We start from the raw sequence: 23947 nt of genomic DNA on the forward strand, positions 1-23947 counted from the left end.
TTTAATGGAAGTTAGATTTTCTTCGAAATTTTCCAATTCCAGGCTGATAGCGGCTCACTTTTAGTACCTATCTTGGCTCGAAATCCGCCTTTAGTCGGATTTCGAGCGCACCTCCCCTACGCGAGAAGGTAATCTTTGCTCTTTAACGCTGGCATTTTTAACAACGTATGCTGCGAGCGACAGCGGAGGCAGGCGATGACTATCAAGGAATTTTCCAGCCGTACCGGCATCAGCGCACATACGCTGCGCTACTACGAAAAGATCGGCTTGTTACGCCATATCCGGCGACTACCCAACGGGCACCGCGACTTTTCCGAAAAAGATATCCAATGGATCGCGTTTGTGCAGCGCCTGAAGGACACCGACATGCCGCTCGAGCAGATTCGCCGCTACGCCGATCTCCGGGAAGCGGGGGACACCACCCTCGCGGAGCGCCAGCAGCTGCTCGAGAACCACGCCCGCGGGCTGCGCGAGTCCCTCGCCCAACAGCAGCGACACCTGGACAAGCTCAACGAAAAAATCGCCCTCTATCGGAGCGCCGTAAAACGCGGCCGACTCTCTTGAAATGCCCTTGACTTAGAGTCCACTCCAAGCCGTAGCCTGCTCCCGAATCCACCGCCAGTGGGAGGGAATAATGGCAGGATCAAGCCGCAAACCAAACAGCGCCGCGAGGCGGGAGTTCCTGTACGCGGCAGGCCTGCTGACCGCCGTGGCCCTGGGTCACGGCGCCCTCCCCGGCTGCATATCCATACGCAAACGGGAGCAACCGATGAACGACAACGACAACGACAACGACAACGACAGTGAACGTTTTAAACGCGGCTGGGAGAAGCTGCGGGAAATCGACGGAGACGCCGGGGAAAAGGTGATCGAATCCCTGAAAAATATCGCGCCGGACCTGGCCCGTTACACCATCGAGTTTCCCTTCGGCGATATCTACAGCCGCCCGCAACTGGATCTCAGATCCCGCGAGATCGCCACCGTCGCCGCGCTGACCGCCATGGGCAATGCAACGCCACAACTAAAAGTGCATATCCACGGAGCGCTGAATGTGGGCTGCACGCCGCAGGAGGTCGTCGAGGTGATTATCCAGATGGCCGTCTACGCGGGTTTTCCGGCCGCGCTGAACGGGGCCTTTGCGGCGCGGGAAGTGTTTGCCGAGCGCGGTATGATCGAAGACTGACGCCCCTGTAAAACTCGCGACGGTCACGCGGCCGGGGTCGCCGTGCCGGACAGACTCTCGGTCAGAAAGTCGGCCAGCGGCCGCACCAGCTCCGCCTGCGCGGTGTCCTCGCCGATCAGCACTATCTCGGTCATCGGCAACGCCGGCCAGTGCTCCGGCACCTGCAGTTCCTTCAGCCCCTCGCGCACGAAGGCGCGCCCCAACACCGTAACGCCCAGGCCGCCGGCCACCGCGGCCTGGATGCCCATCAGGCTGCTGGCAGTACAGGCCGGGTACCAGTCGCGGCGCAGCGAGTCCAGGGCCCCGGTCATCACTTCGCGATAGGTGCAGGGCGGTGGCAGCAACACCAACGGCAGCGGTTCGCTGAAGTCTGCCTTGTACTCCGCAGCCGCCATCCAAACTAGCGGTTCACGCCAGATAATGCGGCCGCGCCTGGCCTCGCCATCCCGCTTGGCGATCACCGCGTCCAGCTCCCCGGCCTCGTAGGCCGTCAGGAGTTCGCAGCTCATGCCGGTCTTCAGTTCCAGATGCACGGCGGGATAGAGACGGCGGAAACGCGCCAACACACCCGGCAGCTGTTGCGGAATAAAATCCTCGGCCACCCCGAGGCGCAGGCTGCCCACCGCTGCCGGCTCCAGCAACTCGCGCACCGCGGCATCGTTCAGTTCCAGCAACCGCCGCGCCGCCACCAGCAGCCGTTCACCGTCGCCGGTCAGGTTCAGGGAGCGGCTGCTGCGCTCGAACAGGCGCAGACCGACGGCCTCCTCCAGGCGCAGTATTTTCTGGCTTACCGCGGACTGGGAGCGCCCCACCACCTCGGCGGCGGCGGTAAAGCCGCCGCTCTCGGCCACGGCGACAAAGGCCCGCAGCAGGTCTATCTCCAGGTCCGGATAGCGCATGGTCGCCCCATCTAGTTACAAACCGAATTGATCCAATTAAAACTATTCGTTTCTCTTCTTTTCGGCAAGCCCCTAAGCTTCTCGTAACCAAATCGTTGCCACAGCAAGAGGAGCAATCCAATGAAAGCCATCGGCTACTACAAACCCCTTCCGGTCGACGACGAGGAGTCCCTTCTGGACCTGGAACTGCCCCTGCCCTCCCCGGGGCCGCGGGACATCCTGGTCAAGGTGGAGGCGGTGTCCGTCAACCCGGTGGACGCCAAGGTGCGCGCCGGCGCCACACCGCCGGAGAGCAGCCCGCGCATTCTCGGCTTCGACGCCGCCGGCACCGTCGAGGCCGTGGGCGCGGAAGTGACGCTGTTCAAAAAGGGCGACCAGGTCTTCTACGCCGGCGCCATCGACAGGCCCGGCAGCAACAGCGAATACCAGTTGGTGGACGAGCGCATCGCCGCGCGCAAACCGGATTCCCTGTCCTTCGCCGAGGCCGCCGCGCTGCCGCTGACCGCCATCACCGCCTGGGAGCTGCTGTTCGATCGCCTGCGCGTCCCCTACGGGGTAAAGACTCAGGATGACGCCCTGCTGATTATCAACGGCGCCGGCGGCGTCGGCTCGATACTGACCCAGATAGCGGCGCGCCTGACCGGCCTGACGGTAATCGCCACCGCCTCGCGCCCGGAAACCGTCGCCTGGTGCAAATCCATGGGCGCCCACCAGGTGGTCAACCATCACGAACCATTAAACGTGGAACTAAAACGGATCGGCATTCCTCAGGTGCGCTATGTGGCCTCCCTCTCCGGCACCGAGCAGCATTTGCCGGCCATCGTCGAACTGCTCGCGCCCCAGGGTGCGATGGCGGTGATCGACGACCCGGCTACGCTGGATATCAAACCCTTCAAGAGCAAGAGCCTGTCAGTGCACTGGGAATTTATGTTTGCCCGCCCCCTTTACCAGACGCCGGATATGACCGAGCAGCACCACCTGCTGAGCGAGGTGGCCTCACTGGTGGACGCCGGTATGCTGAAGACCACACTGAAGGAAGCGTTCGGCACCATCAATGCCGCCAACCTGCGCCGTGCCCACGCGGCCCAGGAGAGCGGGCGCAGTATCGGCAAGTCGGTGCTGGCCGGTTTCTGAATTTACCTTTCGCAGGATTTACACTGATGAAATATAAATTTTTAGCGGCCGCTCTGGCCGCCAGTCTCCTACTGCCCGCAGCAGCTGTCTCGGCGCAGCCGGGTGGCAAACCGCAACTGGAAGTAGCCGCCGAGAGCGACGAAATGATCTGGAACGCGGTGGCGGTGCACCGGGACAGGGTGTTCGTGGCCGGCCCGCGCTGGACCGGCTCCAAGGGCCCGGCGCTGGCGCTGCTCGATAACGACGGCAAGCCGAAAGCCTATCCGGATGCGGCCTGGAACGCCTGGCACCCGGGCGCCGACGCGGCCGGAGCCTTCGTCAATATCAATGCCATCCACCTGGATCGCGACAGCCTCTGGGTAGTGGACACCGGCGCGCCGGACTTCGGCGGCGATCCCCTGCCCGGTGGCGCCAAGCTGGTGCATATCGACCTCGTCCGCAATCAGGTCGTGAAGCGCTATTTCTTCGGGCCGGAGATAGCCCCGCCGGGCAGCTATGTGGACGATGTGCGTTTCAGGGGCGACATCGCCTACCTGACGGATGCGGGGCGCCCGGGACTGATCGTGCTCGACCTGGAAAACGGGATGGCACGCCGCGTGCTGGAGGGTCACCCATCGACTGTCGCGAGTACCGCGCGCCCGATTGTGCTCGACGGAAACATCGTGAAGGCGCCGGACGGCTCGCCCCTCATGGTCAACAGCGATCCCCTGGACCTGTCCCCGGACGGCAAGTGGCTCTACTTCGGCCCCCTGTCTGGCCCCTGGTCGCGGATAGAGACCCGCTGGCTGGATGACGCGGGTCTGTCGGCGGAGGAACTGGCGGCAAAGGTCGAACCCTGGACCAACCTGCCGCCGGTGGGTGGCACTGTAGTGGACGCCAACGGCGATTTCTATTTCACCGACCTGGCTGAAAATGCGCTCAAGCGGCGCGCGCCGGACGGCGAGATCACCACCGTTATCCGCGACCAGCGCCTGCACTGGGTGGACGCGCCCTTTATCGAAGAGGAGCGCACTATCTGGCTACCGGTGCCGCAAATGGATCGGGTTGCGCTGTTCAACGGCGGCACGGCAAAAACCCGCTGGCCGGTACAGCTCTTCCGACTCGAGCTCGAAAAGAAATAAACCCTAAACGCCGGCCGGTAAACGAGCGTTCTCCCGGCCGCGCCCTTTCCGGCGCCTATCTTACGTAAAAAGATCCACTAATATTTTCATGCCACTCCTATTGTCACAGGCCCAACCGACAACCTAATCTCTCAATCCTGATATCCACCCTGGCCGTTTGACAGCTTTCCCCGTCTATGAACCTCATCGGCAATCCGCAATACACTATCCGCCCCGTGGTTTCCGGTGACTTGAACCAGCTCTGTGCACTGGAAGAATCCAGCTTCCGTGGCGACCGCCTCAGCCGGCGCAGTTTCCGCCACTGGATCAAAACCGACAACCGCGTGTTTCTTGTGGCCGAACAGGATGACACGCTGCTGGGCTACGTACTGGTGCTGCTGCGTCGCGGCACCCGCCTCGCCCGCCTCTACTCTCTCGCTGTCGGCCCCGCCGGGCGCGGCAAGGGCAACGGCAAAGCATTGCTCACCGCCGCCGAAGACGCCAGCAGCCGCAGCGGGCGCCTCTACATGCGTTTGGAGGTGGCCGAGCACAACAGCGCCGCCATTGCGCTGTACCAGCAACTGGGCTACCGCACTTTCGGCAGCTACGCGAATTACTATGAGGATTCCGGCAACGCCCTGCGTATGCAGAAGCGCATCCGCTATCGCCCGGAGAACCTGCACACTGCAGAAGTGCCGTGGTACGGCCAGCGCACCGAATTCACCTGCGGCCCCGCCGCCGCGATGATGGCCATGGCCGGGCTCGACCCGAGTTACACCCCCAACGCCAGCGATGAACTGGCGCTGTGGCGCGAGGCCACCACCATCTTCATGACTTCGGGACACGGCGGCTGCCACCCCATTGGCCTGGCACTGGCACTGCAGAAGCGTGGCTTCAATTGCGAGATCTACCTGAACCAGAGCGGTACCCTGTTTATCGACAGCGTGCGCAATCCGAAGAAAAAAATGGTGATGGAGCAGGTGGATGCGGACTTCCGACAGGAAGCGGCAGAACACGGTTTGCGTATCGTGGAACAGGATTTCACCCAGGGACAGTGCCAGCACTGGTTGGAGCAAGGTGCACTGGTATTACTGTTGATCAGCACCTATCGCTTGGATGGGAAAAAAGTACCGCACTGGGTAACGCTGACGGGAATGGACTCAGAGTGTTTTTACGTACACGACCCGGACGTGGACGATGAGGACAATCCGCTCGACAGCCAGTATCTGCCGATTGCCAGAGATGATTTCGCATTAATGTCCATGTTCGGAAAGGAGCGACTGAGAACGGCGGTAGTCATCAAGCGGCCAGATAAGACCTGACGTCCAGCCACTTTAGGATGGCATTTATTGACGCTGTTTTTTTCCAGTGACATTTGTCAAACTTGCTGCCCCCTTCAACGAATAACAGGAGAAATCCGGATGACCCGTTGCTTGAAGCTTTTGCTGGTTTTTGCAACCTTCTGGTTGGCAGCCTGCACCAGCCACCCTCTCATGAATGTCTACGACCGGCCCGTACCGGACCGTTTAGATGGGAAGTCCCAGAACGCGGAAACCGTAGCCAAGGCAATTCATGCGGGCTGTATCGACAAGGGCTGGACCTGCCGCGAAGTCTCCCCGGGTGTGATTGACGCGTCCATTACTGTACGTAAACACCGCGCAAATGCCGAGATCAACTACAACGCACAACGCTACAGCATTACCTATAAGAACAGCCATCTGCTGGATTACAACGAAAGGCGAAACACCATCCATCGCAATTACAACCGCTGGATAAATAACCTGGACCACGCAATTGCCAAGAGTCTAGTGTTGTAATTGCGGTAGAAGCCCAACAACAAAGGCCCATCTAGGGCCTTTGTTGTTGGAGAGGGTCCTGCTTACGCTGCGGAACCGCCTTGGCTTATCTTCAGCAAAGCGGTCTTGGTCAACAGCTGATCGACCAGCTCACGGATTTTTGTTTCCGCATCGATAAATTTGCTCATGTTAGCACCACCGCGTGTGGAGTCGTACAGTGCGCTGCCATCCGGTGCGCCATTGCGGTAAATCTTGATTTCCGCAAACGACATGTACAGGGCCATGTCCCATGTCCAGCGCGCATTGTAAGTCGCTGTCCATTCACACTCCACCAGGGAAGCGTTCGCCGGTAGAAGCCGGTTCTTTACCCCATTTGCAGTCAAAGAAGCCTGCAATTCCTTCAGGAAGCCCTCGCGCACTTTGGAGTTTTCCACAATACACAGCTCCCCACCAGAAGAAACGCTGGTAGGCTCTACGGTCTGCTGAATAGAACAGCCAGAAAACAGAACCACGGCCCCCAAAAGAAGAGAAAATTTTTTGTACATTTTTTATTCCATTTATAAGTATATCAATATAAGAGAGAGCGTCGATTTCATCACATTTAGATAGAATTTTGAACTGGGAAACACACGTATTGTGGGTGCGTCACTTTAGACAGTAATTTTTGAGTTGCGCTTTCTTTTCAGAAATTGTGGAAAGTTGTTCGCGTCATTCTTTCTCGGGAATATTTCTGTCGGTATTGACACCCGAAGAAAGCCGCAAATGTTCTCCCAGCCCTCTTCAATATTCAGCGACAGTAATTGCTCGGGTCTTGCCAGGCCCAAAATATTATTCCTGTGGCGCTCATAGGACTGTTGCAACATGGGTTTCTCTAAGGCATCTCCAAATGAACCAAAAAGTACTTCTCGTTCCACAAGTTCAAAAAAGGGCGAACGTCGCTCGAGAGGGATATTTTTAAGCCACTTCAGCGCCGGCACTATGGTCTGGCTGACACTTTGATACCAGCTCTCAAAAGGCCGTTCGGTATAAATGATTCTGGCATCGGGAAATTTGCGCAACAGGGAATAGAGGTGATTGCACGCAGGCCAGTCCACTACCGCGCGGTAACCGTGCAGCAGATTTCCCCAATCCGGCTCCGCTTTTTTAAGTTCTCCCAGCCACAGACAACACAAATCTGCATCCGCAGCGAAATCACTCATATGCAGGCAGGGAAAAAAACCGAGGCGTTCCAGCGCCAATTTCAGCGAGTAGGTACCAGTACGTCCCAGACTGGCACCGATGATGAGCGGCTTCACAACATGGGAATCAGAAATTCAGGCCGACATTGATCACGAACGGCATATCGATACCTTCGTTATCGCTGAACAGGTTGGCGTTGGAGAAGTGCTTCCAAGAGACCATCACCACCAGGTCTTCGCTGGATTGCCAGTTGATACGGGCGGCATAGCCGACCTGGGCCTGGAAGGCGAAGTGATTGTCCTGGTGGCGATCGCCCAGCTGGTTGCTGCTGATATAGCTGGGACCCAGGGCGCGCACAAAGAAGTAGGGCTGGCCCCAGCTCTGCTTGCGCGGGTAGAGGTTCAGTTGCGGATAGATGGAAACCGCGTGAAAGGAATTGTTCTCTTGCGTATCGGTTTCCACTCGGGTGTAACTCACCCCCAGGTGGATGTGCTGCCGGTGGCTTTTTTCAAATTTCTTGAATGAATAATCAATGCCGTAGGTGCGATTGGTCTGCGGCGAATCCGGTTGCGGGCCGCCACCGGCACTGATCAACAGCTCGTTGGCCGCCGCCTGCTGGAAAAAAAATATCGAAATTATTATTGCAAGCAGACGGAGAACCAAAGCGCTAACCTCATTTAGATTATTTTTCTGAATATGAGCGAAGTATTGATGCCGCCGAAGGCGAAATTGTTACTCATCACGTACTCGGTATCCAGCTCGCGGCCATCTCCCTGAATGTAGTCCAGATCGGCGCACTCGGGATCGATATCGACGAGATTGATGGTGGGGTGAAACCAGCCCCGCTGCATCATCTGGATACTCGCCCAGGCCTCAAGCGCACCGCAGGCGCCGAGGGTGTGGCCGGTGTAGCTTTTCAGGGAGCTGATGGGCACAGCGCGGTCAAAGGCTTCGCGGGTGGCGCGGGTTTCGGCGACGTCACCGCGGTCGGTGGCAGTACCGTGGGCGCTGACATAACCGATGGCACTGCCGTCGATACCCGCTTGCGCCATGGCCTGTTTGAGGGCGACCTGCATGGTTGCGGCCTGCGGTTGGGTGACATGCTGTCCGTCCGAGTTGGTGCCAAAGCCGACGATCTCGGCATAGATACGGGCGCCGCGGGCCATTGCGTGTTCATACTCTTCCAGAATCAGGGTGCCGGCGCCCTCGCCGATCACAAGGCCATCGCGATTCCGGTCAAACGGGCGCGGTGTGGTGCCGGGGGCGTCGTTGCTGGTGGATGTGGCAAACAGGGTGTCAAACACCGCCGCCTCTGTGGCACACAGCTCTTCGGCACCGCCGGCCACCATCACGGTCTGGCTGCCGTTGCGGATGGCTTCAAATGCGTAGCCGATCCCCTGGCTGCCGGAGGTGCAGGCGGAACTGGTGGTGTAGATGCGGCCGCACATGCCGAAGAAGACACCGATATTGACCGGGGCGGTGTGCGCCATCATTTTGATATAGCTGGTGGCGTTGAGGCCGTCGGTGCGGTGATTGATCAGCATATTGCCGAAGTCGCCGATGGCCGACGGCGTGCCGGCAGATGAACCGTAGGAAACGCCCGCCATGCCGCTGGTGATGACCGGGTCATCGAGCAGCCCGGCATCTTCCAGCGCCAGCTCGGTGGCGCGCACGGCGAGCAGTGATACGCGCCCCATACTGCGGATTCGCTTGCGGCTGTAGTGCGCCGGCTTGTCGAAATCCTTGACCGGTGCGCCGAGACGCGTATTCAGGCCCTCATACTTGTCCCAGTCCTGCATGTACACCACACCCGACTGACGGTGGCGCAGCGCGTGTTCGACCGCATCCCAACCCTGGCCGATGGGCGACAATCCGGCCATCCCGGTGACGACGACACGTTTCATCAGCAAAGCCCACCGTTTACTGAGATCACCTGGCGGGTGATATAGCCGGCGTGTTCGCTCATCAGGAAGGATACGGTGGCGGCCACCTCTTCCGGTTTGCCGAGTCGACGGGCGGGGACCATTTTCATGATTTCATCCACCGGCAATTCCGCGCTCACCATATCGGTGTCGATCAGCCCGGGGGCCACGCAGTTGACGGTGATCTTGCGCTTGGCCAGTTCCAGGGCCAGCGCCTTGCTGGCGCCAATCAGACCGGCCTTGGAGGCAGAGTAATTCACCTGGCCGCGGTTGCCGGCGATACCGGAAACGGAGGTCATCACCACGATACGACCACCGCTCTTGCGGCGCACCATGGGCATGGTCAACGGGTGCAGTACGTTGTAGAAGCCATCCAGATTGGTGTGCACCACCCGGTCCCAATCTTCCGCGGGCATTGCAGGGAAGGCGTTGTCGGCGGTGAGTCCGGCATTGCATACGACGCCGTAGTAGGCACCGTGGGTTTCCACGTCGGCTTCGAGCGCGCGGCGTGCGGCATCGCGATCGACGATGTCGAACTGCAGTACGCGACTCTCGCGCCCCAGTGCGGAAATCTCACCCGCGACCTGCTCCGCCTCTTCGCGGCGGCTGCGACAGTGCAGCACAATGTTGAAGCCGTCCCCCGCCAGGCGCAGGGCAATCGCGCGCCCGATACCGCGGCTGGAGCCGGTAACCAGTACCCAATCAGACATTCAGCGTTTTTCCTTCAGATATTCTTCGATATTGTCCGGCTGAAACACGTTCAACCGCGCACTCTGTTCAACACCCTCGCCGGTGAGGCGACATTCGAACGTCGCCATACCATTGTCCGCCTGAAGCAGGCGCTCGACCGCAATTTCCAGCGTGCTACCGCAGGCAAACCAGGCCACAGTAGTGTTGAAACGGCGAGTACCGAGGAGGAAACCCAACTCTACCGGCTTTCCCGCCTGACGCGCATGGTAGCCGGAGAAAGCCGCTACCGCCTGCGCCATGTATTCAATCCCCACATAGGCCGGTACCCGATTGCCGCGGCTGAAAATACCATCGTCGCGCACTTTCACGCGCGCACGCAGGGTTTCCTCAGCGACTTCCAGCACTTCTTCCAGCAGGGACATATCGCCACTGTGGGGCACCAGTTCCTCAGCGCTATAGGGCTGGGCAGGGGACGATGGATGCTGTTCCATTATTTTCCCAGTATCAGGGAGCAGTTGCTTCCGCCGAAGGCGAAAGAATTGCTCATTACATAGTCGGGCGCAGGCGCGTCAACGCCCTCACGCAACAGATTCAGTGATGGCAGAGCCGGGTCGCTGCCGCCGCCATTGCAGTGCGGCGGCAGGCGGCCGCGGGTAAGCGCTAGCCAGCAGAACGCCGCCTCCAGGGCACCGGCAGCGCCCAAGGTGTGGCCGGTCATCGGTTTGGTGGAGGAGCAGCTCACCGCATCCCCGAGCAGACGACTCACCGCCCGCGACTCCATCACGTCATTCTGGGGAGTACCGGTACCGTGCAGGTTCAGGTAACCAATGGCCGACGCCGCCAGACCGGCATCCCGCAGCGCACCACGCATGGCGGCTTCGGCACCGCGCCCCTCGGGTTCCGGCCCCGACATGTGGTGGGCATCCGAACTCGCGGCAATGCCGCACAAGCGCACCGGCCCGGGCTCGCGGCTCATGATAAACATGGCACCCGCCTCTCCCAAGTTGATACCGTCGCGGTCGGCACTGAATGGCCGCGTGTGCGCGGCACTCAAGGCGCCCAGGCCATTGAACCCAGTGACCGTCATGCCGCACAGGGTGTCCACACCACCCACCAGCACCGCGTCGCACGCGTCCATGGCAAGCAGGCGACGCGCGCTGGCAAAGGCATTGGCACTGGAGGAGCAGGCTGTGGACACGGTGAGACGGGGTCCGCCCAGCCCCAGAAATCGGGCGACGTATTCCGCCAGCGCGGCCATCTGTTGTTGATAGCGGTAGCGGTAATTTTTGCCATCCTCGCCAGCGAGCCGCTGCTCGCCGCTGGCGATACCGGAAGTGGATGTCCCCATGACAACGCCGATACGCGCCGCCCCGTGGCGATTCACCAGTGCGTCCAGTGGCTCTCTCAAGGTAGCCAGCACCTGCTGCGCCAGGCGGTTGTTGCGGCAGTCGTACTCCCGCAGCGCTTCAGGTACCGCTGGCAGCGCCGTGTCCACCACGCCAAAACGACCGTAGTCAGGGCCGAGCCACTGGCTACCCGGACGCATCGCGGAGATGTCGCCGCGAAACAGGCGTTCGGCCACCCGGTCTGCGTCCGCATCTGAGCCCGTGCCCAGGGCACAGGTCAGGCTCATATGGTTGAGGTAATAGTCGGGCATCACACTACTCGGTTTAATTCGTCCTCAGTCCCGCGCGCAGATTTCCGCGAGGGTACGCAGGCGGCGCTGGGCGCTGGCCACGTAGGGATTATTCCGGTCCCAGGCGTAACCGGCGAGGATCGAGCAGATCATCCGCTTGATCTCCGGCTGCGGGTTGGGGTGGAAGATCACATCCTGGAAGGTACCTTCATACCACGCGGTCACGTAGACCTTGAACACGTCTACACCGGCTTTCAGTGGCTCGGCAAATTCGGCCTGCCAATCCACCGCTTCCCCACGCAGTTCCCGGTCCAGACAACGGCTGGCGAGCTGGGCGGACTTCATGGCAATGGTGACGCCAGAGGAAAATACCGGGTCGAGGAATTCCCCCGCGTTGCCCAACAGCGCAAAACCCGGGCCAGTGAGCGATTTTACATCGCTGGCGTAACCAGTGATGCGCTGCACCGGGGTGTCGAACTCGGCATGTTGCAGTGTCTTGGCGAGGTTCGGTGAGCCGTTGACCGCCGCGCGCAGAATCGCTTCCGGTGTCTCGCCCAATGCCTCGATCTGTTCCTGCTTGCCCACTACGCCCAGGGAAGCGCGGCCGCCGGCGAAGGGAATCAGCCAGTACCAGATATCCCGCTGCTGCGGGTGCACGGTAATCAGGATTTTGTCGCGGTCGAAGCCGGGCTCGCTGATATTGTCCTGCACGTGGGTAAAGACGGACTGGCGCACGGGGAATGCCGATGGGCGATCCAGATCCAGCAAGCGCGGTAGCACGCGGCCGAAACCGCTGGCGTCCAGCACGAACCTGCCGTTGAAGGCCACCTGCTCGCCATCGCACTCGGCGATCAACCGCACCTGCCCCGGCTCGATCTCCGCCGATACGATGGTGTGGCGGTAAAAGATATCGGCGCCCTGTTTTGCGGCCTCATCCGCGAGCAACTTGTCGAAGTTGCCGCGCTGCACCTGAAAGGTGGTGCCGTGACCAGGGGAAAATTTGTCGGGAAAATCAAACGCGGTGCGCGCACCCGCCCACTCAAACGCGGCCCCGTTTTTGAACTGGAAGCCGGCGGCATTGACCGCATCCAGCATGCCCGCCTGTTCGATAAACTCCATGCACTGGGGCAACAGGCTCTCACCGATGGAAAAGCGCGGAAACGCCTGTCGCTCGATCACCGCCACTTTCCAGCCCTTGCGTACCAACAGCGCACTGGCGATCGCCCCTGCCGGACCGGCACCAATCACCAAAACATCAGCCTGGCATTCCTTCACCTGTTACCTCCGAAAATTCCTGTTGTGAAAACCAGGGCGGCCAATGTCAGCGTCGCCACTGTGCCCACCGCCAGGGTAAAACCAAAATCAGCAATAGCCGGCGTCTGCGACAACGCCAGCAATCCAAAACCCAATAGTGTGGTGATCCCGGCCAGCAGAATGGCCAGCAACGTGTAACTAGCCTCCTCGCGATGGCTGAAATAGCCGAATACCGCGTAATCCACCCCGATACCAAAGACCAGCAACAGCGCCGCCACATGGAACAGGTTGATCCCTGCACTGAACACGGACGCCGCGGCAAATGCGCAGGACACCGCCGCCAGTGGCAGCGCCGCAATACCCAGCGCCCCGCGCCAACCGGCATGCAGGGCAATCACCACGCTGGCGATCAACAGAATCAGCGGCAGCAGCAGCAGCAATTGGTCCCGCTGCTTTTCCAGCACTGCGGCAATCGTGGCCGCGGGATTGTGGAAGCTCACTCCGGGCAAGTTTTCAACAAGGTTGTTGCCATCAAAAGCGGGGGTGACGCCGAAGATGCGCACCAGCGACAGGCACTCGCCCTTCTCGCAACCGAGCCACAACTGGCGATGGGTTTCCGGCAACTGCGACTGCCATTCGGAAACAGGTACCGCCTGCAGCGGGCGCTGCAGACCCTGCAGCAACGCAGTGGTTTCGTCGCTGCTGTACCCCAGTTGCTGATAGAAATTCTTTACGCTCGCGGAACGGTAAAACGCAGTGAGCAGCGTATGGTTTTCCTGTTGTACGGATTGGGCCGGCAGTAAATCCGACAGCGCGGAGTAGCCATTCAGCACCCGCCGGGTACGGGCCGCATCCAGTCGCGCGGTCAACGCCGCTTCCCGCTCCAGCACGGTATTTTCATCGCCGCCGCGCACCAGAAAATAAGCAGAAGCCGGGCGCACTGGCAGCAGCGTATTGATGCGCTGCTCTTCCGATTGCAGCGATTGCGGCGGCTGGTAAAACAGGCGCAGATCATTGGCCGGTGTGGCGATGGCGATGCCACCGATACCCGCCGCCACCATCAGCGCAATGGTGGTTGGATACAACCAGCGCGGCAAGCGGGAAAAAACGCCGGAAAAATCCAGCGTGCGCGGACGCACCCGGAGTAAAGTCGGAAACAGCAGCACAACGGTCAGCCAGGCGCCCAATAGCCCGAAGCCCACAAACACGCCCATCTGCTGTAACAGCGGGAAAGGGGTGAACGCCAGGGCAAAAAAGGCCAGGCAGCTGGACAGCAACCCCAGCACCAGACCGGGCATGATGTCGCGGTCTTTTTCACTACCCGGGCCGGCACCCGGGCGCAGCCGGTTGCAGATAAAGTGAAACGCGTAATCGATCGCGAGCCCGGTCACGGTGGTACCGAAAACAAACGCGAGGATGTGCATCTGCCCGAGCAGTGTAATAACTGCGGCGGTGCCGCTGGCCATACCGCAACCGATGGCGAAAAGACACAACAGTATTGGACGCAGCGAGCGGAAGGTCACAACGCACAACAACAGGATCGCCACTATGGAAAACCCGCCGATCAGACGGATTTCCCGCTGGGCACCGGCGGCGGCGTATTCGGAATGCAGCGGCGCACCGGCGACCAGTAATTGCAGATGTTGCGCTGCCGCCCACTGCTGCAAATCATCCCGCAGCTTCAGCACCGGTGTGTGCACGCTGCCGCGCATATCCAGTGGCTTGCCTTGGCTGCGCACCAGGGTGAACAGGGTTTTACCCTGCTGGTACACCGGAATATTGTCGATCAGAGCCGTAACCCGATCACTTAGCGCACTGTTTTCCGCGGTGAGGAAATGCTGGAAGGTGAAAAACGGGTCCCGCTCCAAATCCAGCTGGGTGCCGGCACTCTGCGGACTAAAAATAAACTGCAGTTGCTGTTGGGTAATAGCGGGAATACTTTGCTGCAATCGCAGGCGGTCGTTGTGGCTGAGGAGTTGTCCACGCAGGGGAAACAGGAATTGCCAGAGGGCGGCGCGCTCACTGTCGTCGCCCCAGCGGAACGTGGTTTCCGTCACCGCGCGGCTGGCCTGAAGCTGTTCACCCAGCGCCGCGGTGGCCTCAACCAGCTGTTGTACAGCCGTGGAGTCATCCTCGGCATCTTCGACCGCGAGCAGCCAGATCAGGCTCTGCTGGAACTGGCGATTGGCCCGCTTCACCGCGTGTGCTGTGCTCTCGTCCAGCCCCGCCGCCAACTCATCTTCCGCCAGCGCGACAATATCCGTCTGCAGCCAGCCATCACTGAAGCGCAGCGCGGCGACGAGCGCCAACGCACCACTCAGCAATAACCAGAGTATCAGTCGCCGCTTCATCTGCCGGCTCAGTCGGAATCAAATTCGGCGAGAAACTGCGCGTCCTGCGCGGTGACCGGCTGCATGTTGATAAATTCGATATCGGTGACCGACTGATTGCCTTCCAACAGGCGGATGCGGTGCACGGATTCATTACCGAAAATTTCGATCGCGTTCAGGTATTTCTGGAGACGCGCATTGCGTGGACGCAGGGACATTTTCCAGTTGTCGCTGGTCACCGATGCTTCTTCGTCTTTTTCATAGCCGGCATCCACATAGAACATCTGTTCCAGTGCGGCAAAGTCACCGCGCAGAATATGCATCATGGGTTCGGCCATCTGACGGGAGAACGCACTGGCGGATGCATTTTCTCCTTCGCCTCCCATCACAATATGCGAAGCCACCGGCTGCAGGGTGCGCCAGCTGATGCCGTGCTCCTGTGACAGGGAGATCTGCCCCTGGGACTGCAGCGGGCGCGGCAGATTAGGCAAGGTTTTCTTCTGCAGGAATTCACCGCGCATCTGCGCCGGCTGATTGAGCTGTTCGGAAATTTTTGCAAGGGCCTCCACGGTCACCTGCTGGGGCGACACGGCATCCGTCTGCCCGGCGAATGCGCCCAGGCTACTGCACAAAAACCCGGCCACAGCGCTTGCCATCAGAAACCCGCGGGTTGATCGATATTGCTTTTGCATTTTCAGGCCTCCGCCGCTTTCGGCACACCCAGTTTCTCCAGCAGGATCGCCGGGGAGGCGAACAGCATTTCCTCGCTGCGCATATCTACGGCCACCTGCATGGTGTGGCCCTTGGTGAGTCGCTCGCCACTGTCCCGGTCAAATACCTGGTAGCTGACCTTCAGTCGGTTTTCGTATTCCGCAATCTGCGCGCGCACGGTTACCGTCTGCCCGAAGCGCAGCGGTTTTACATAGCGCACGTGCAGATCGATCACCGGCCAGGCGTAACCGGAATCGCGCATCTGGCGATAGTTGTAATCCAGCTGGTCGAACAGGGCACAGCGGGCGATTTCAAAGTATTTGACATAGTGGCCGTGCCAGGCGATTTCCATCATATCCACATCGTGGAACGGCACTTCCAGTTCAACATCTGCGCGCCAATGATCGGGAACCTGCTTTTTACTGGTCACCGTACAACCTCCAGTGGCGCTGTTGAATCAGGCCAATAACGTTGCGCAGGTCCTGTTCCAGTTCGCGGTCCTGATCGAGGAATTCGAAGGCGGCGGTCACCTGTTGCAGGGTGACCTGTACCCCTGGAGAAAGGCTCGCATCGGCGACTTCTTCAGCGCGCAGACGCAGCTGCACACCCTGCCAGGACATCATCAGGGCCGCCGCAGCCACCTGCTCGGTCAGTTGCAGCACACGCATACAATCGCGCGCGGCGATGGTGCCCATGCTCACCTTGTCCTGGTTGTGGCACTCGGTAGAGCGGGAAAAGACGCTCGCCGGCATGGTCTGTTTGAGCGCTTCCGCAGTCCAGGCGCTCGCGCCGATCTGCACGGCCTTGAATCCGTGGTTGAGCGGGCGGCGTTCGCCGGTGGCACCGGTAAGGTTGGCCGGCAGACCGTTGTTGAATTTGATATCCGCGAGCTGGGCAATCTGACGATCCAGCAGATCCGCCAGGTTGGCCACGGCATTTTTCAGGCTGTCCATGGCGAAGGCGATGTGGCCTCCGTAGAAGTGGCCGCCGTGCAGTACCTGCTCGTTTTCGCCGTCGATGATCGGATTGTCGTTCGCGCTGTTCAGTTCGCTTTCGATGAACTGGCGCAACCACGGCAGCGAGTCCTGCAGTACACCGATCACATGGGGCGCGCAGCGCAGGGAGTAGCGATCCTGCAGGCGGCTGCACTGGCGCGGCGCATCGCCCACGTTCAGGTCGTCGTGAATCCAGCGCGCAATCTGGTTCTGCCCCGGGTGGGGTTTTACCGCAAACAGCGCATTGTCAAAGTGGTAGGCGTTGCCCTGCAGCGCGACGCTCATCAACGCGGTAATACGTGCGCTCAGCTGGCACAGGTATTCCGCGCGGCTGTAGGCGAGGCACGCGAGCCCGGTCATGGCGGCGGTGCCGTTCATGATCGCCAGGCCCTCTTTCGGGCGCAGCTTCAGCGGCGCTATGCCCTGCTCGGCAAATACCTCGGCGGTTTTGCACTGTTCGCCACGGAACCACACCTTGCGCTCGCCGGCCAGAACCGCAGCCACATAGGACAGCGGCGTCAGGTCACCACTCGCACCGACGCTGCCCTCCTGCGGAATTACCGGAATAATGTCTTTCTGCAGCAGCAGTTCCAGCTGTTGCAGCAGTGTGTAACGCACACCGGAACTGCCACGGGCCAGGCTCGCCATGCGCGCGCCGACAATGGCGCGGCTCTGTTCCAGGGTGAATACGTCACCCAGACCGCAACCGTGGAAGGTATACAGGTGCCGCGGCAACTCTTCTACCAGGTCGCCGGGGATATTCACCGTACAGGAATCGCCGTAGCCAGTGGTCACGCCGTAGATGACCCCTTCCTGTTGCCACAGCTGGTCGAGAAACTGGACGCCCTTTTCGATGCGCGCAATAAATTGCTCATCGGTGGAGAGTTTCACCTCGGCTTTGCCGCGCGCGATCGCGTTGATCTGCTCGACACTCAATGCGGTACCGTCGAAGAGCACCGGGGTACGCTGCATGACTGCGCTGTTCATAAGGCTTGGTTCCAGAAGGGATAAAAGTTGTACCACTGCAAGGGCGCCTTGTGGCAATACTGCTCAAGTCGGGCCGCATAGGCCGCAATCAGTTCGCGAATATGGGCTTCGCGATTGCCCCGTTCCATGACGACCTTGTCACAGAGTTTTTCCAGATGAATGTCGTAGCCCGCTTCGGTGCGCAGGCAGAACAGGGTGTATACCGGGCAGCGCAACAGGGCACCGAGAATATACGGTCCCTGAGGAAACGGTGCGGCGCGGCCGAGAAATTCTGCTTCACAGGTGCGCCCCACGGAGTCCACCGGCGTGCGGTCACCGACGATCACCACAAACTCCCCGCGCTCCACCGACTCGGACAGCTGCATCGCTAGCGCCGGAGAAATTTCCGTCACCTGAGTCAGGCGCAGCTGGCTGTTGGGATTCAGCAGCTTCATCATGCGATTGAATTTTTTCGCATGCTTGGTGTGCACCAGCACATTCACTTTCATACTGGAGTGGAAGCTGCCCAACGCACGACACACTTCCAGATTGCCCAGGTGCGAGCCAATGAGAATACCACCCCTGCCCTGCTCCGCCAGGCTGTGCAGATAGGCCTGGTTGGGAAAATTCATGCAGCTGCGGGGAATACCCACAAACCAGGCCTCGAGTTTTTCCCGCGCGCTGTCGGCAAAATTCAGGAAAATACGAAACGCGGTATACCAGTCCGCGTGCACACCACTGTCGGGGAAGCGCTGTGAAAACAGTGTCAGATATTCGCGGATGGCGCGACGGCCAGCGCGGTTTTTCAGGAAGTAGCACAGCACCACCGGATACACCGCGATCTTGAACGCAATGGGACCGAGACGGTGGTGCAGCAGGAACAGAAATTTAATCCCGAGAAAAAAACCCTGTTCGCGGTAACGGGACCAATGCAGCGCGCTCATATAACCACCCGCCGGCCCGGGCGACGGAACAGCCGCGCCAGCATGCCAAAGAACAGCCGCGTGTGCATCGCAGAGATCAGCCAGTTGTCGTGGAATCCGCGAAAATGGGAGACCCCATCCACCGGATAGCACACGTTTACCGGCAGCTGTACCAACCCGTATCGGCGCCAGTGCCAGCGCACCAGAATTTCCGGATCAAAATCCATGCGGTCGCCCGTGTACTCTTCGTCCAGCAGCGCCACCGTCTCGGCCAGCGGATAACTGCGCAGGCCGCACATGGAATCGCGAATTTCCAGGGAGCGAGAATTGATCCACACCCAGACGTGGGTGAGATAGCGGGCGATATACCGGCCCATGGGTACAGACTGGTCATACACCGGGTAGCCGCACACCAGTGCCTGTGGTTGCTCGGTGCTGTGCCGGATGAACTGGGGAATATCGGCCGGATTGTGCTGACCGTCCGCGTCTACCTGAATGCCGTGGCTGTAGCCGAGTTCATGTGCCGCGCGCAGGCCAGATTTTACGGCCGCGCCCTTGCCGCCATTTTGCGTCCGCACGACAAGATGCACCCAATTCTGGTTGGCATCCGCAAGGTGCCGCAGCGTTTCCCGGCACGAGGCATCGCAACCGTCATCCACCAGTACGCAGGGCAGGTCGAACGCACGCAGGGATTCCAGCGTGGATGGAATGGCGCCTTCGTGGTTGTACACGGGGATGACAAAGCAGGGCTTAAACATTGTGGAAACTCAACCTGCCGCTGCTGAATTCGTCGCCGTCCCAAAAAAAACGATACGTCAGTTTCTGCTTGTCAATGTCGAAGGAAAGCTCCAGTTCGGCCTGCTCTTCGGGCACCAGCAATTGCTTGAATTTGATATTTTCCATACCGGAAAATTCGCCGGGAATCTGCAGCAACTGCTTGCCGAAATGCATCGCCCAATCTAGCTGTACCACGCCGGGCACGACCGGTGCCGTGTCAAAATGCCCCGGCAGGCAGGGAAGATCCCGCGGAATGCGCAGTTTGACGCGCGCGCTTTTACGCTGCGAACCGTCCTCACCATCTTGTTCGGCGAACTCAACCTTCGGCAGCATCGCCGCCGGAACAGAAAACGATTGGTCGTGCTCAAACGCTTGCATCAACAGCTCTCTCGGGCTTTTGCCCTGTTGATTGACCGGGATCTCGCCGACAAACCGCCAGGACCTGGGGACGGCCACCCCGTCGAGGTCCGGCGCCAGCCAGGTGCGCAACTGCCGCACCAGTGTCGATTTGCCCCGTGTATTTAATTCTTCAGCGCCTACCGCGCTGAGCACAACCAGTGCACCCAGAACATCGCGACTGCGCCGGGTATTTTTGGGCAATACCAGAACCCTCGCACTGGCCACCAGTGGCGAAGCCGCCAGCAATCTTTCCACCTGGGTGAGGGAAATCCGCTTTTCCTCGATTTTCGCAATGGTGTCGGCGCGCCCTTTCAGCTCAAAGCGCTCGCCCACAAAGGTCACACAGTCCTGCGTGGTAAAACCGGACGCGACCCACGGCGACTGGACCTGCAACAACGGCGTTGGAGATTCCCCGCAGGTGTGGGTACTGAGCTGCACGCCGGCCAGCGGCGTCCACAGGATGTTGCCGTCCTGCTGCTGCCGCCACGCAATGCCGCCGGTTTCGGTGCTGCCGTAGATTTCCAGCGGCCAGTGTCCACTGAGCGCGGCAATGGCGGCGGAGTCCTCGGCGGCAAGTGGCCCACCGGAAGAAAAAATTCCGTTGAGATGCGCGGCCTTGTGCCACGCCCAGGTTTCATTGCGCCGGCTCAACTGTGCGGGGCTTGCGACCCACAACGCCGGAGCCAGCTGCTCCGCGTCTTCCAGCAACGCGGCCACATCCACATAGGTTCTGCCGGCAAACGGGCGACCGCTGGAGAGCGGCCACAACAACCGGAACAACAGGCCGTAAATGTGTTGATGACTCACCGTGGCGAGCACGGCGCAGTTGGCGGTGCGCTCGGCCCATTGCCGCTGTTGCGCGGTGATTTCCGCCATCAACTGCGGCAGGGTTTTGTCGATACTCTGCGGCTCACCGCTGCTGCCGGAAGTAAACAGTTGCAGCGCACCTTCGAACGTCTGTGGCAGCGCATTTACGGCGGTGTCGCTCAGAGGCAAGGCCGCCACGGCGGAGGTCTGTGAAGGCCATTCCCCCAGCCAAAGATCGATGGCTTCGAGCGCGTTCGCTGTCGCGCGCTTGTTGTTGGCAGGAATCACCAGTTGCAGATTGCAACCGAGGCCAGCGCACAGCCAAACACAAAACTGATAGGTATCGGTGCAGAAAAGCGCGGCGCGCTTGCGCGGTGTCTGCGCTGCGGCACTGTGTAAATATGCACAGGCAGCGGCGAGATCGCGCTTGAATTCCGCGAAGGAAATTTTACGGCCATCGGCGGCAGCACAGACAAGTGCGTCGTCCGCGGAATAGCCGAAAAGCTGCTGCCACTGCATAGCGTCCACCGGTCGTCAGGAGGTTGCGCTGTCGCGGCGTACGCGACTGCGCACCAGCCACTCACCGGCCAGCAACAGGCCCATCAGCAGGTAGGAAACCAGGCCGTTGTACAGAGTCCACATTTCCAGATCACCACGCAGCGCAGTGGCGGCGGCAAGGCCGCCGTTGAGAACGAAGAACCCACACCATACCTGGGTAACCCGGCGGGTGTAGGCAACGCCGCTTGACGGCAGCTCCGGCTCGCGGACCCGCGCCAACCGTTCAATCACCGTCTGCGATTGGAAGTACAGGCTGTGGGCAAAAACACCCAGCATCAGCAGATTGCACAAAACCGGGTACCAGAGCAGGCCTTCGCTATTACCGCGCAGCCAGCTGGTGGCGGCAAGAACCGCGAGGATTGCGGCCAGAGCGCCAGCACTTATGCGGCCGCCGGCACTGCCTTCCGCTTTGCCCTGAAATATCAGTAGCAGGCGCAGCCCGGCCACCGCCAGCAACAACGCCAGCAGATAGCCCAAGGAAAGGTACTGGATGCCGAAATAGACCGCGAACGGATACGCGGTGACAACCAATACCAGAATGGCCTGCGCAAGTCGCGACATTACTCGGCCACGACCTTTTCTATGGCGGTGACCACGTCCCCGACGGTGCGCACATTTTTGAATTCTTCCGGCGCAATCTTTTTGCCAGTGAGTTCTTTCAGGCGCACGATCAGATCGACGGCATCAATACTGTCGATATCCAGGTCGTCTGAAAGATGCGCGTCTTCGCGCACGTCTTCCGCTTCCACTTCAAACATCTCAACCAGAATGTCTTTCAGCTGGATAAAAATGGCTTCTCTGTTTTCAAACATCGTTCTTTCTCTTTTTCCCAGGGGTACGCGAATCAGACGCCCTGGCTCTCTGCCACAAATTTCGCCAGGTTATTCACGCTGGCAAAGTGGGTTTTGGTGTTTTCGTTTTCTGCGTCGATACTGATGTTGTATTTCTTCTGCAGTGCCAAACCGAGCTCCAGTGCGTCAATAGAGTCGAGGCCGAGACCTTCGCCAAACAGGGGCTCTTCCGCCTGGATATCGGCCGGGGTTACGTCTTCCAGGTTCAGTACATCGATAATCAGAACCTTGAGCTCTTCTACCAGATTGCTCACGCCGCGTGCTCCTCAGTGAAATACACTTTTAATTGATGGGTAATTTTTCGCGCTGCGAGCGGCGTTTCCTGCAGATCCTTGAGCGGGATCAGCTGCTCACCATCGGTAACTTCAAATTCAAAATGCGGCCGGGATTTCGGGATGCTGTACCAGGGCACATTCTTCATCAGCATGGGGGGGTTGCAGCGAATAGTCACCAGGGTCGGCGTTACGCCCGCCCGCAGGGCCATATAGGCGGCGCCGCGCTGCAGGCGCAACTCTCTGCCCGGCACCGTGCGCGTGCCCTCTGGGAACAGCACCACACTTTCACCCCGCGCCAGCGATTCGGCGGCCATCGCAATGATTTTTTCCGGGTCGTCGTTGGGAATGTATCCGGCGGTGGTGACCGCACCGCGCATAAAAGGGTTGCGGAACAGACTCGCTTTCACGATGCAGTTGGCGTTGGGAATCCGTGAGATCAGGAAGACCACGTCGATCAGCGACGGATGATTGGCCAGCACCAGCCGGCCGGGCTCCCGCAGTTTTTCTTCACCCTGCATCCGGTAGGTGTAGATACCGGTGACATGCATGAACCCGATAAAGGATCTGAAGCCTGCCTGGACGATATTGCGCGCCTTGCGCTGGCGCACTGCGGGGTCGCGGTACAACAATTTCAGCGGTGGGAACAGCACAAATCGCAGCACCAGCCCGCCCACACCAAACAGGCTGAATGCCGCGGCGGTCGCCAGCAGGCGCAGCCAGTAGTGATCGCGACGCTTGTTGACGGCGGGTGCGATGGAAGTCGTGGGTGAATCAGGCATCGCCACCTCCCTGCTCTTCGATTTTCTCCAACGTCAGTTGCCAACCCTGCCCGAGTGGCAAGCTGCCACGGCCATCCACCAATGCGGTGATCAGCGGCAGCTGGTATTCGGGCTGCTCAAACGCAGAAGTTGCCTGTGCCGGTGATCCATTTGAGAGACGGGCCGTATAACCACGCGACGGACTGGTGGCATGGACGCCGGCTGCTTGCAGATGCAGACTGGTGGCACATATGCGCTGCGGGCTGGCGGTGTTGTGCAGATACAGCTCGGGGAGCGGCTCTTCATAGAATTGCAGCAACATTTCCGACGCCCCTTCCGCCAGCATGGCGGCCGCCTCGATAAATCCGCTCAGCAATGGGAAATCGCCCCCCGCCAGTGCCAGTGCCGGCGAACGGATTCCGAGGGAAATGGACATCTGACCGACGATGGCATTGTGTACAGAGAGACCAAATGCAGTCGGCGAAAGCGGCTGCGCTGCCGCGACGTCCTGCAGGAGTGCGTATGTGCGTTTGGCTTCGCCATGCACGGAGCAACAGAGCACCGGCAAATCGCGGCCATTCAGCAGGGGGTGGGCCGTGGACATGGCCGCCTTTGCCAGGGGGCTCAGGCGGCGACGCTGCATGGCCGGCAGAAAACCGGTATCCGGGATAGCCTCGTCGGCGAAGCTCAGTTCACCTTGGCGCCAGCGCCGCCATTCCACAGCATCGCTGACGCCTGGCGCCCAGGCGCGCCATGCGGAAATAGTGAATTCTGACACCGGCTATTCAATGGAGACGAACCCCA

Annotated in this window: 27 protein-coding genes; 6 read left to right on the forward strand and 21 right to left on the reverse strand. The window is 60.0% G+C overall.

The window, feature by feature from the left end:
* Nucleotides 1-195: 195 nt before the first annotated feature.
* Nucleotides 196-564, forward strand: a complete 369-nt coding sequence (locus tag FDY93_RS15220; RefSeq protein ID WP_138236621.1) for a MerR family transcriptional regulator — start codon at nucleotides 196-198, stop codon at nucleotides 562-564.
* Nucleotides 565-634: 70 nt separating this feature from the next.
* Nucleotides 635-1183: a carboxymuconolactone decarboxylase family protein gene (locus tag FDY93_RS15225; RefSeq protein ID WP_171019008.1), complete on the forward strand. Its 549-nt coding sequence runs from the start codon at nucleotides 635-637 to the stop codon at nucleotides 1181-1183.
* A 23-nt stretch (nucleotides 1184-1206) separates the two neighbouring features.
* Here the strand turns inward: FDY93_RS15225 and FDY93_RS15230 are convergent, their stop codons facing one another.
* Nucleotides 1207-2082 carry a LysR substrate-binding domain-containing protein gene (locus FDY93_RS15230; protein WP_138236622.1) on the reverse strand — a complete coding sequence of 292 codons (876 nt, stop codon included), beginning with the start codon at nucleotides 2080-2082 and terminating at the stop codon, nucleotides 1207-1209.
* 120 nt (nucleotides 2083-2202) lie between these two features.
* Between FDY93_RS15230 and FDY93_RS15235 the strand changes: the two genes are divergently transcribed.
* The 4 genes from FDY93_RS15235 to FDY93_RS15250 all read left to right on the forward strand — a co-directional run bounded on the left by FDY93_RS15235 (nucleotide 2203) and on the right by FDY93_RS15250 (nucleotide 6133).
* Nucleotides 2203-3216 (forward strand): zinc-binding alcohol dehydrogenase family protein, encoded by a 1014-nt coding sequence (locus FDY93_RS15235; RefSeq protein ID WP_138236623.1) that lies wholly within the window; start codon nucleotides 2203-2205, stop codon nucleotides 3214-3216.
* Nucleotides 3217-3242: 26 nt separating this feature from the next.
* Nucleotides 3243-4337, forward strand: coding sequence for an L-dopachrome tautomerase-related protein (locus FDY93_RS15240; protein WP_138236624.1), 1095 nt, complete (start codon nucleotides 3243-3245; stop codon nucleotides 4335-4337).
* A gap of 176 nt (nucleotides 4338-4513) precedes the next feature.
* The gene (locus tag FDY93_RS15245; protein WP_138236625.1) at nucleotides 4514-5638 is read left to right on the forward strand and encodes a GNAT family N-acetyltransferase/peptidase C39 family protein; all 1125 of its coding nucleotides are present in this window, start codon (nucleotides 4514-4516) and stop codon (nucleotides 5636-5638) included.
* A 99-nt stretch (nucleotides 5639-5737) separates the two neighbouring features.
* Nucleotides 5738-6133, forward strand: a complete 396-nt coding sequence (locus tag FDY93_RS15250) for a hypothetical protein (protein ID WP_138236626.1) — start codon at nucleotides 5738-5740, stop codon at nucleotides 6131-6133.
* Between the two features lie 62 nt (nucleotides 6134-6195).
* Here the strand turns inward: FDY93_RS15250 and FDY93_RS15255 are convergent, their stop codons facing one another.
* From FDY93_RS15255 to FDY93_RS15350, 20 genes are all read right to left on the reverse strand, one after another.
* Nucleotides 6196-6657 carry an Sbal_3080 family lipoprotein gene (locus tag FDY93_RS15255; RefSeq protein WP_138236627.1) on the reverse strand — a complete coding sequence of 154 codons (462 nt, stop codon included), beginning with the start codon at nucleotides 6655-6657 and terminating at the stop codon, nucleotides 6196-6198.
* Between the two features lie 105 nt (nucleotides 6658-6762).
* A complete protein-coding gene (locus FDY93_RS15260; protein WP_138236628.1) occupies nucleotides 6763-7407 on the reverse strand; it encodes a sulfotransferase family protein in 645 nt (214 codons plus the stop codon).
* Nucleotides 7408-7417: 10 nt separating this feature from the next.
* Nucleotides 7418-7954 (reverse strand): acyloxyacyl hydrolase, encoded by a 537-nt coding sequence (locus tag FDY93_RS15265; RefSeq protein WP_171019009.1) that lies wholly within the window; start codon nucleotides 7952-7954, stop codon nucleotides 7418-7420.
* Nucleotides 7955-7968: 14 nt separating this feature from the next.
* Nucleotides 7969-9195: a beta-ketoacyl-ACP synthase gene (locus FDY93_RS15270; protein ID WP_138236630.1), complete on the reverse strand. Its 1227-nt coding sequence runs from the start codon at nucleotides 9193-9195 to the stop codon at nucleotides 7969-7971.
* Nucleotides 9195-9923 (reverse strand): 3-oxoacyl-ACP reductase FabG, encoded by a 729-nt coding sequence (gene fabG, locus FDY93_RS15275; RefSeq protein ID WP_138236631.1) that lies wholly within the window; start codon nucleotides 9921-9923, stop codon nucleotides 9195-9197. The genes FDY93_RS15270 and fabG overlap by 1 nt, the downstream gene beginning before the upstream one ends.
* Nucleotides 9924-10394 (reverse strand): hotdog family protein, encoded by a 471-nt coding sequence (locus FDY93_RS15280; protein WP_138236632.1) that lies wholly within the window; start codon nucleotides 10392-10394, stop codon nucleotides 9924-9926.
* On the reverse strand, nucleotides 10394-11560 hold the full coding sequence (locus FDY93_RS15285; protein ID WP_138236633.1) for a beta-ketoacyl-ACP synthase: 1167 nt from the start codon (nucleotides 11558-11560) through the stop codon (nucleotides 10394-10396). The genes FDY93_RS15280 and FDY93_RS15285 overlap by 1 nt, the downstream gene beginning before the upstream one ends.
* A 24-nt stretch (nucleotides 11561-11584) precedes the next feature.
* Nucleotides 11585-12814 carry an NAD(P)/FAD-dependent oxidoreductase gene (locus tag FDY93_RS15290; protein WP_138236634.1) on the reverse strand — a complete coding sequence of 410 codons (1230 nt, stop codon included), beginning with the start codon at nucleotides 12812-12814 and terminating at the stop codon, nucleotides 11585-11587.
* Complete coding sequence (locus FDY93_RS15295) at nucleotides 12811-15144, reverse strand: MMPL family transporter (protein ID WP_138236635.1); 2334 nt, start codon at nucleotides 15142-15144, stop codon at nucleotides 12811-12813. The genes FDY93_RS15290 and FDY93_RS15295 overlap by 4 nt, the downstream gene beginning before the upstream one ends.
* An 8-nt stretch (nucleotides 15145-15152) precedes the next feature.
* A complete protein-coding gene (locus FDY93_RS15300; protein WP_138236636.1) occupies nucleotides 15153-15815 on the reverse strand; it encodes an outer membrane lipoprotein carrier protein LolA in 663 nt (220 codons plus the stop codon).
* 2 nt (nucleotides 15816-15817) lie between these two features.
* Nucleotides 15818-16264, reverse strand: a complete 447-nt coding sequence (locus FDY93_RS15305; RefSeq protein ID WP_281282516.1) for an acyl-CoA thioesterase — start codon at nucleotides 16262-16264, stop codon at nucleotides 15818-15820.
* Nucleotides 16254-17816 (reverse strand): HAL/PAL/TAL family ammonia-lyase, encoded by a 1563-nt coding sequence (locus FDY93_RS15310; RefSeq protein WP_246068600.1) that lies wholly within the window; start codon nucleotides 17814-17816, stop codon nucleotides 16254-16256. Before FDY93_RS15310 ends, FDY93_RS15305 begins: the two co-directional genes overlap by 11 nt.
* Nucleotides 17813-18739 (reverse strand): lysophospholipid acyltransferase family protein, encoded by a 927-nt coding sequence (locus tag FDY93_RS15315; protein WP_138236637.1) that lies wholly within the window; start codon nucleotides 18737-18739, stop codon nucleotides 17813-17815. Before FDY93_RS15315 ends, FDY93_RS15310 begins: the two co-directional genes overlap by 4 nt.
* Complete coding sequence (locus FDY93_RS15320; RefSeq protein WP_138236638.1) at nucleotides 18736-19476, reverse strand: glycosyltransferase family 2 protein; 741 nt, start codon at nucleotides 19474-19476, stop codon at nucleotides 18736-18738. Before FDY93_RS15320 ends, FDY93_RS15315 begins: the two co-directional genes overlap by 4 nt.
* On the reverse strand, nucleotides 19469-21220 hold the full coding sequence (locus FDY93_RS15325; protein WP_138236639.1) for an ApeI family dehydratase: 1752 nt from the start codon (nucleotides 21218-21220) through the stop codon (nucleotides 19469-19471). The genes FDY93_RS15320 and FDY93_RS15325 overlap by 8 nt, the downstream gene beginning before the upstream one ends.
* Nucleotides 21221-21235: 15 nt before the next feature.
* Nucleotides 21236-21820 (reverse strand): COG4648 family protein, encoded by a 585-nt coding sequence (locus FDY93_RS15330; protein WP_138236640.1) that lies wholly within the window; start codon nucleotides 21818-21820, stop codon nucleotides 21236-21238.
* Nucleotides 21820-22071, reverse strand: coding sequence for an acyl carrier protein (locus FDY93_RS15335; protein ID WP_138236641.1), 252 nt, complete (start codon nucleotides 22069-22071; stop codon nucleotides 21820-21822). Before FDY93_RS15335 ends, FDY93_RS15330 begins: the two co-directional genes overlap by 1 nt.
* A 32-nt stretch (nucleotides 22072-22103) precedes the next feature.
* Nucleotides 22104-22364 (reverse strand): phosphopantetheine-binding protein, encoded by a 261-nt coding sequence (locus FDY93_RS15340; protein WP_138236642.1) that lies wholly within the window; start codon nucleotides 22362-22364, stop codon nucleotides 22104-22106.
* Complete coding sequence (locus FDY93_RS15345; protein ID WP_138236643.1) at nucleotides 22361-23164, reverse strand: lysophospholipid acyltransferase family protein; 804 nt, start codon at nucleotides 23162-23164, stop codon at nucleotides 22361-22363. The genes FDY93_RS15340 and FDY93_RS15345 overlap by 4 nt, the downstream gene beginning before the upstream one ends.
* Complete coding sequence (locus FDY93_RS15350; RefSeq protein WP_138236644.1) at nucleotides 23157-23921, reverse strand: beta-ketoacyl synthase chain length factor; 765 nt, start codon at nucleotides 23919-23921, stop codon at nucleotides 23157-23159. The genes FDY93_RS15345 and FDY93_RS15350 overlap by 8 nt, the downstream gene beginning before the upstream one ends.
* Nucleotides 23922-23947 lie beyond the last annotated feature (26 nt).

The organism is Microbulbifer harenosus (assembly GCF_005771435.1).
GTDB lineage: Bacteria > Pseudomonadota > Gammaproteobacteria > Pseudomonadales > Cellvibrionaceae > Microbulbifer > Microbulbifer harenosus.

Excerpts from the sequence above, each read along its gene's own strand:
- FDY93_RS15220 (WP_138236621.1), top strand. The coding sequence starts at position 196 with ATGACTATCAAGGAATTTTCCAGCCGTACCGGCATCAGCGCACATACG.
- FDY93_RS15225 (WP_171019008.1), top strand. The coding sequence starts at position 635 with ATGGCAGGATCAAGCCGCAAACCAAACAGCGCCGCGAGGCGGGAGTTC.
- FDY93_RS15230 (WP_138236622.1), bottom strand. The coding sequence starts at position 2,082 with ATGCGCTATCCGGACCTGGAGATAGACCTGCTGCGGGCCTTTGTCGCC.
- FDY93_RS15235 (WP_138236623.1), top strand. The coding sequence starts at position 2,203 with ATGAAAGCCATCGGCTACTACAAACCCCTTCCGGTCGACGACGAGGAG.
- FDY93_RS15240 (WP_138236624.1), top strand. The coding sequence starts at position 3,243 with ATGAAATATAAATTTTTAGCGGCCGCTCTGGCCGCCAGTCTCCTACTG.
- FDY93_RS15245 (WP_138236625.1), top strand. The coding sequence starts at position 4,514 with ATGAACCTCATCGGCAATCCGCAATACACTATCCGCCCCGTGGTTTCC.
- FDY93_RS15250 (WP_138236626.1), top strand. The coding sequence starts at position 5,738 with ATGACCCGTTGCTTGAAGCTTTTGCTGGTTTTTGCAACCTTCTGGTTG.
- FDY93_RS15255 (WP_138236627.1), bottom strand. The coding sequence starts at position 6,657 with ATGTACAAAAAATTTTCTCTTCTTTTGGGGGCCGTGGTTCTGTTTTCT.
- FDY93_RS15270 (WP_138236630.1), bottom strand. The coding sequence starts at position 9,195 with ATGAAACGTGTCGTCGTCACCGGGATGGCCGGATTGTCGCCCATCGGC.
- fabG (WP_138236631.1), bottom strand. The coding sequence starts at position 9,923 with ATGTCTGATTGGGTACTGGTTACCGGCTCCAGCCGCGGTATCGGGCGC.
- FDY93_RS15280 (WP_138236632.1), bottom strand. The coding sequence starts at position 10,394 with ATGGAACAGCATCCATCGTCCCCTGCCCAGCCCTATAGCGCTGAGGAA.
- FDY93_RS15285 (WP_138236633.1), bottom strand. The coding sequence starts at position 11,560 with ATGCCCGACTATTACCTCAACCATATGAGCCTGACCTGTGCCCTGGGC.
- FDY93_RS15295 (WP_138236635.1), bottom strand. The coding sequence starts at position 15,144 with ATGAAGCGGCGACTGATACTCTGGTTATTGCTGAGTGGTGCGTTGGCG.
- FDY93_RS15300 (WP_138236636.1), bottom strand. The coding sequence starts at position 15,815 with ATGCAAAAGCAATATCGATCAACCCGCGGGTTTCTGATGGCAAGCGCT.
- FDY93_RS15310 (WP_246068600.1), bottom strand. The coding sequence starts at position 17,816 with ATGAACAGCGCAGTCATGCAGCGTACCCCGGTGCTCTTCGACGGTACC.
- FDY93_RS15315 (WP_138236637.1), bottom strand. The coding sequence starts at position 18,739 with ATGAGCGCGCTGCATTGGTCCCGTTACCGCGAACAGGGTTTTTTTCTC.
- FDY93_RS15320 (WP_138236638.1), bottom strand. The coding sequence starts at position 19,476 with ATGTTTAAGCCCTGCTTTGTCATCCCCGTGTACAACCACGAAGGCGCC.
- FDY93_RS15325 (WP_138236639.1), bottom strand. The coding sequence starts at position 21,220 with ATGCAGTGGCAGCAGCTTTTCGGCTATTCCGCGGACGACGCACTTGTC.
- FDY93_RS15330 (WP_138236640.1), bottom strand. The coding sequence starts at position 21,820 with ATGTCGCGACTTGCGCAGGCCATTCTGGTATTGGTTGTCACCGCGTAT.
- FDY93_RS15335 (WP_138236641.1), bottom strand. The coding sequence starts at position 22,071 with ATGTTTGAAAACAGAGAAGCCATTTTTATCCAGCTGAAAGACATTCTG.
- FDY93_RS15345 (WP_138236643.1), bottom strand. The coding sequence starts at position 23,164 with ATGCCTGATTCACCCACGACTTCCATCGCACCCGCCGTCAACAAGCGT.